Annotated in this window: 5 protein-coding genes and 1 tRNA gene; 4 read left to right on the plus strand and 2 right to left on the minus strand. The window is 37.6% G+C overall.

What is annotated here, in order from left to right:
* Positions 1 to 118 precede the first annotated feature (118 nt).
* Together BW935_RS09940 and BW935_RS09945 are read left to right on the plus strand one after the other, a co-directional pair.
* On the plus strand, positions 119 to 853 hold the full coding sequence (locus BW935_RS09940) for a hypothetical protein (protein ID WP_245802681.1): 735 nt from the start codon (positions 119 to 121) through the stop codon (positions 851 to 853).
* Between the two features lie 269 nt (positions 854 to 1,122).
* The gene (locus BW935_RS09945; RefSeq protein WP_076501068.1) at positions 1,123 to 1,914 is read left to right on the plus strand and encodes a hypothetical protein; all 792 of its coding nucleotides are present in this window, start codon (positions 1,123 to 1,125) and stop codon (positions 1,912 to 1,914) included.
* Between the two features lie 67 nt (positions 1,915 to 1,981).
* Here the strand turns inward: BW935_RS09945 and BW935_RS09950 are convergent, their stop codons facing one another.
* Both BW935_RS09950 and BW935_RS09955 read right to left on the minus strand, forming a co-directional pair.
* The gene (locus tag BW935_RS09950; RefSeq protein WP_076501069.1) at positions 1,982 to 2,788 is read right to left on the minus strand and encodes a DMT family transporter; all 807 of its coding nucleotides are present in this window, start codon (positions 2,786 to 2,788) and stop codon (positions 1,982 to 1,984) included.
* 406 nt (positions 2,789 to 3,194) lie between these two features.
* Positions 3,195 to 3,848, minus strand: a complete 654-nt coding sequence (locus BW935_RS09955; RefSeq protein ID WP_076501079.1) for an ABC transporter ATP-binding protein — start codon at positions 3,846 to 3,848, stop codon at positions 3,195 to 3,197.
* 138 nt (positions 3,849 to 3,986) lie between these two features.
* Here BW935_RS09955 and sucC point away from each other — a divergent pair, with 138 nt between their 5' ends.
* Entirely contained in the window at positions 3,987 to 5,198 is a 1,212-nt protein-coding gene (gene sucC / locus BW935_RS09960; RefSeq protein ID WP_076501081.1) for an ADP-forming succinate--CoA ligase subunit beta, read from the plus strand.
* Positions 5,199 to 5,237: 39 nt separating this feature from the next.
* Positions 5,238 to 5,311: transfer RNA gene (locus tag BW935_RS09965), tRNA-Arg, on the plus strand.
* Positions 5,312 to 6,010: the final 699 nt, after the last annotated feature.

Raw genomic sequence — 6,010 nt, forward strand, 5'->3', positions numbered from 1 at the left:
ATTTAGAAGTATAATCTGATATTTTTTGGTGCAATTTGAGAAAATTCACCCTTAAAATACTTTCTTAAAAACTATGGCTATTTTTTTGTAGTTGAAGTTGAAAATAAAATAAAAAGGTATGGAAAAAATTTCTAATTGGATCACAACTGCTATGCTGATAGCTATAGCAACGTTTGGTATGTCTTGCAGCGAAAATGACGACATTCCTGGCCAAGGAGATGGAAAATTGGGTTTTGCTCTTTTAATCAAGAATGATGTAACTACCAATTCCAACGCTAGAATTCTTGATAATAGATTAACTATTGAAGATGGGTTCATTCAGGTAAAAGAATTGGAGCTTGAAATGGAGGGTAGAAATGAGAATGGTAGATTTGAAAAAGAAATTGAAATCAAATTTAGAGACATCAAGAAGGTAAGTTTAGATCGGTTCAATCCTGAAGTAGATTTTTTCATCAATATCCCAGAAGGTGAGTACGAGGAAATTGAAGTCGAATTAGATCTGATTGATTACAGAAATGAACCCTCCATTTTTTTAGCTGGATCTTTTATAAAAGCTGATGAAAGTATTGTCCCCTTAAGGTTTGAGCATTTCGGAGATGATATCGACTTTGAAGTTGAATTAGAAGCTAAAAATGGTGGTTACTTTACTGTTGATAGAATAAATAATCCCCTTGCACTCTTAGAAATCAACGTACTTAATTGGTTTGGCCAAATATCAGAGATTGAATTAGAAAATGCTCTTCTTACCAATGGTATTTTAATCATTTCAAATAATCAAAATAGAGAGCTTTATAGAAAAATCAGAGATAGAATTGAGGCATCATCAGAAATAGAAATTGAGCTCCGAAATTGATTATATGATTAATATTTGTTTTCCTTAATTTTCACGTTGTTTATATCTTTGAAAAGGCCCGCAAATAGTGGGCTTTTTTTATACAAAGATCCATTTTTATAATCAGCATACTATTTCAAGTAAGTTATACCGAAATACAAGATATGGTCAACAGAATGTGGGATTCTCGCCCCATCACCTGCTTTTTTAGAATTTGAGGCTAATTTTTTGTTCAAGGGTGTTAATATGGAGTAATCAGCAAATGCTTTACTTATTAAACCAACACAATTATGAAAAATAATTCAATCTTTTATGATTTTCTACTGGCAGGGGCTTTTTTAGCAATGGCTTCTTGCGAATTCAATGTAGAAGATGTTGTTCCGACAACAGTTGAAGTAGACTTAGCTTTTGCGCTAACTGAAGAAGATGACAACTTCAGTAATGTCAGAACACTCAACAGACTTACAATCAATGAAGCTGTCATGAACGTCCGCAAGCTAGACGTACGCGTACTTGGTCAATTGCCCATAGGTTCTAACCTAGATAGAAACTTTACTTTTGACTTCCCTGATACACCAAAGAGGATTGTCTATACCAATGATGAAAATGGACAAGACATCAATATCAGAATGCCAAGAGCATCTTATAGACAGGTCATGTTTGATTTAGATATCGTACAGGCGCCTGATGATGTTGCTGCATCCTTAGCTGGTGAGTTCGAAACTTCCCTCGGTGAGGTAATCCCTGTGAAATACGAACTTTATGGAGAAATTTTCAATTTCGACGGGAAATTTGAAGCTAAAGACCGAAACGAGGCTTTAGAGTTTGATCAACTGGATAAAGCGACCATGCTGGTTGAGCTTCACGCAATCAAATGGTTCAATGATATATCCGCAGAGGAGTTTGAAAATGCCGAAATCATTGACGGCGTGATGCTGATCAATCCTGAAACTAACTCTTCCATCTATGAAAAAATTAAAGCTAGAATCATAGAATTGACTGATATTAAGATAAGAATCCGTATCCATGAAAATGGACACGGTAACCCTAATAATCCTAAAGGTCCAGGAAATAGACCATAATCAAACACATCCATTTGAAAAGCTGCTGACTTACTCCGTTTTCAAATAATCCTCAAGAAATTGAGGATTATTTTTTTGAGGTTACATTCAACAAAACTCCTGCTAACACGAGAATCATTCCCAAATAGGTCAGTAAACTATAAGTCTCCTCAAAAATCAAAAAACCAAAACCTAGTGCATATACTATTCCCACATAACTCAAACTAGCAACTTTCGACAAATTAGCATTCTGATAAGCTAAGGTCATGAAATATTGCGCACCTTGGGTAAGTACACCGACGGTAAGGAGTACGACCCAATCCCAGCCTTGAGGCATCACCCAAAAAAAATAAGAAACAATAGCCGCAATTGGTGTAGTAATCAAGGGAAAGTAGAACATGATTACCAATGGATGCTCTGAGTTTTTCAGTTTCCTAATCACATTATAAGCCACACCCATCGCCAAAGAAGCAATCAGACCCACACCAAGATCAAAAGCAGAAATCCTAGGGTCAAAGCCCTCAATGATCAACACCCCAACAAAGCTAACTCCAAAGAAAATGTATTTTCTTTTTGCTACTTTTTCTTTGACAATAAATATCCCCAAGATGGTTGTAAAAATCGGTGCGAGGTAATTGATCGTAACTGCACTAGCAAGGGGAATGGTCTGTAGATTGTAGAAAAACGCCATCAAGCCCACAGACCCAGCTATTCCTCTTGTGATCAATAATGGTTTATTTTTTCCAAAAAGTGGTACATTGATACGCTTCAATGCGATATAAGTCATAAAAAAACTGAGCACTGATCTGAAAAGTATAATTTCTATCGCAGGGATATGCGGAATCAATTTGACAGATACATTCATCAGGGCAAAAAGAAACCCCGCCAATAGCATGTGCTGTACACTTTTTTTGCTCAAGAGCTTAGATTTTGGATGATTAATGAATGTTTAAGGAATATTCATTCGTAATAGTTCAATCTCAACTTTTCGGTAAAATACCAGTATCATTCTGATTATACAAAAGACTAAATAGGGATATACGGAACTTTGCCAATAACATTACAATATTCCGATTTATCTAACTTCCGATATTTATTGATACCTGCCCGACGCAGGCGGGTTGGATACTTATGGATATTGACCATCAGCAACCGAATGAACCAATAGAATGAAGTTACTGGCAAACAAGCGTATAAATCAGAAAGCTAAAAATCAGGAAGTAATTTTCATTAGGAAATATTTTATATGTGATGGTATGATGCCTAAAAATAATTTTTAACCCCGCAGCAACGCCAATTCGCTATAAGATGATCTTTCCGTCTTGCATGGTCAGCATCCGATCGGCCATTTGAGCTAATTCTTGGTTGTGAGTGACAATGACGAAAGACTGTCCAAATTCATCTCTCAACTTGAAAAATAACTGATGCAAATCCTCTGCACTTTTGGAGTCTAGGTTTCCACTAGGCTCATCTGCAAAAATAATCTTGGGGTCATTGATCAGTGCCCGCGCTACTGCGATACGTTGCTGTTCACCACCTGAAAGTTCAGCAGGCTTATGATCTAATCTTCCACTTACACCAAGAATCGAGGCGAGTTCCAAAGCTCTTTTTTTCAACTCTCTCTCCCCCCTACCAGCAATCAATCCAGGAATGATGATATTCTCTTCAGCCGTAAACTCAGGAAGTAAGTTGTGAAATTGAAAAATAAAACCAATCTCCCTATTTCTGTAAGCCGCCAATTGATCACCTTTCAGTTGTGAGATCACCACATCACCTACAATGACCTCGCCTTTATCTGCATCATCCAAGGTTCCCAAAATATGCAAAAGGGTACTTTTGCCTGCACCAGATGCTCCAACGATGGAGACTACTTCTCCAGCTTTGATCATAACATCCACGCCCTTAAGCACATGGAGATCTCCATAATATTTTTCTATTCCTTTAGCTTCCAGCATTGTGTAAATTGATTGAGGATCAAAATTAAAACATATTCGAGGATTCCCTCAAAAATGCCATTATTTTACCAAAAAGAGGCATACTTAACTTGAAAAATCAAGACGAAGGGCTTAACTTCGGGCAAAAATTTCACAAGGATGAATATACACGAATATCAAGCAAAAGAAGTTTTAAAGAGTTATGGTGTTAGAATTCAGGAAGGCATCGTAGCAGAGACCCCTGAAGCAGCACTCGAAGCAGCCAAGAAACTCAATGCAGAGACAGGCACTTCATGGTATGTGATCAAAGCACAAATCCATGCCGGTGGACGTGGTAAAGGCAAAGTTCAAGAAACTGACTCCAATGGTGTGGTACTTGCCAAAAAATTGGAAGATGTAGCTGAAAAAGCCAAAAACATCCTTGGTGGAACATTGGTAACGCACCAAACAGGTCCAGAGGGCAAAAAAGTAAATAAAGTCTTGATCGCTGAGGATGTGTACTATCCAGGTGATTCAGAACCAAAAGAATATTACCTATCTATCCTTCTTGACAGAGCAAAAGGTAGCAACGTAATCATGGCATCTACAGAAGGTGGTATGGATATCGAAGAAGTAGCAGAAAATCATCCAGAGAAGATCATCAAAGAATGGATCGACCCAAAAGTAGGACTTCAAGGTTTTCAAGCTAGAAAAGTTGCTTTCAAACTAGGTTTGGAAGGAAACGCATTCAAAGAAATGGTGAAGTTCATCACTGCGCTTTACGCAGCTTATGAAGGAACTGATTCTTCACAGTTTGAGATCAACCCTGTATTGAAAACATCAGACAATAAGATCTTGGCAGTAGACGCCAAAGTGAACTTGGATGACAACGCACTTTACAGACACAAAGACCTAGCTGATCTTAGAGACTTGGCTGAAGAAGATCCTTTGGAAGTAGAAGCAGGAGAATCAGGCTTGAACTATGTAAAGCTTGACGGAAACGTAGGCTGCATGGTAAATGGAGCTGGACTGGCTATGGCTACTATGGATATGATCAAACTTTCTGGTGGTGAACCTGCCAACTTCCTTGATGTAGGAGGAGGAGCTAATGCTACTACTGTAGAAGCAGGTTTTAGAATTATCTTGAAAGATCCAAATGTAAAAGCCATCTTGATCAACGTATTTGGTGGGATCGTAAGATGTGATAGAATTGCCAATGGTGTAGTTGAAGCTTACAAATCAATCGGAGACATCAGCGTTCCTATCATCGTAAGACTTCAAGGAACAAATGCTGAAGAGGGTGCAAGAATCATTGACGAATCTGGCTTAAAAGTATCTTCTGCAATCACTTTGAAAGAAGCTGCTGAAAAAGTAAAATCAGCAATCGCTTAAAATATTTAAAACAGGGCTGATACTTTATCAGCCCTTTATGCACCCGTAGTTCAACTGGATAGAATATCGGATTTCGGCTCCGAGGGTTGAGGGTTCGAATCCTTCCGGGTGCACTAAATTCATCGTTATATCTTTCAAAATTGATTTTACATGATTCGATTTTGAAAGAACTGAAAAAGCAAAAAGATCTAAAAAGTTCCAAATTGAGCAATCAGAGCACTTTATTTATCAAATATTTGTTTAAAACTCTTTCAAAAGCCCCCTCGAATGACGAGGTGGGCTTTTTGATTTTTGGTCAAAAAACAACCAAATTTTTCAAAATTCCCCCCATTTAAGTTGCGTCATCCGTGGAGTCATTTTTTTTAGAAAAAAAGACGCAACGAAACATGGATAACCAACTGAATATGAACATGTTCCAAGATCGAACATCTTGCGTTATGAACGTCATTTTAGTATGTTTAATAGTTAAAAAAAATGCCATGTTAGATTCAAGTTTCGGAATGTTTTTCTTTTTGAAAACCTCCAAATCAAAAAAATCTCAAAACTCGTTTGTCTATTGCAAAAAATGATGAAGTTGACCCCCAGTTGACGATTTAAATTGACCCCCAGCTGGTGATGCAAATTGACCCCCAGCTGGTGATGTAAACTACCCCCCGTCAAAAGTTATTTTTTTGGAATGGAATAGGAAGCTTTTAAGTCCTGTTAGGAGTGCAAACTATTAAGCATTCCCATGGCCAATCGCACTCTTACCATGAACAAGATCAAACAAATTTTACGAGGCCATTTTGATGGCCATGGCTCCAAGCAGCTCA

Source organism: Belliella pelovolcani (genome assembly GCF_900156785.1).
GTDB classification, from domain to species: domain Bacteria; phylum Bacteroidota; class Bacteroidia; order Cytophagales; family Cyclobacteriaceae; genus Belliella; species Belliella pelovolcani.

Coding starts and splice junctions, on each gene's coding strand:
- BW935_RS09950 (WP_076501069.1), bottom strand. CDS start 2,788: ATGCTATTGGCGGGGTTTCTTTTTGCCCTGATGAATGTATCTGTCAAA.
- BW935_RS09945 (WP_076501068.1), top strand. CDS start 1,123: ATGAAAAATAATTCAATCTTTTATGATTTTCTACTGGCAGGGGCTTTT.
- BW935_RS09955 (WP_076501079.1), bottom strand. CDS start 3,848: ATGCTGGAAGCTAAAGGAATAGAAAAATATTATGGAGATCTCCATGTG.
- sucC (WP_076501081.1), top strand. CDS start 3,987: ATGAATATACACGAATATCAAGCAAAAGAAGTTTTAAAGAGTTATGGT.
- BW935_RS09940 (WP_245802681.1), top strand. CDS start 119: ATGGAAAAAATTTCTAATTGGATCACAACTGCTATGCTGATAGCTATA.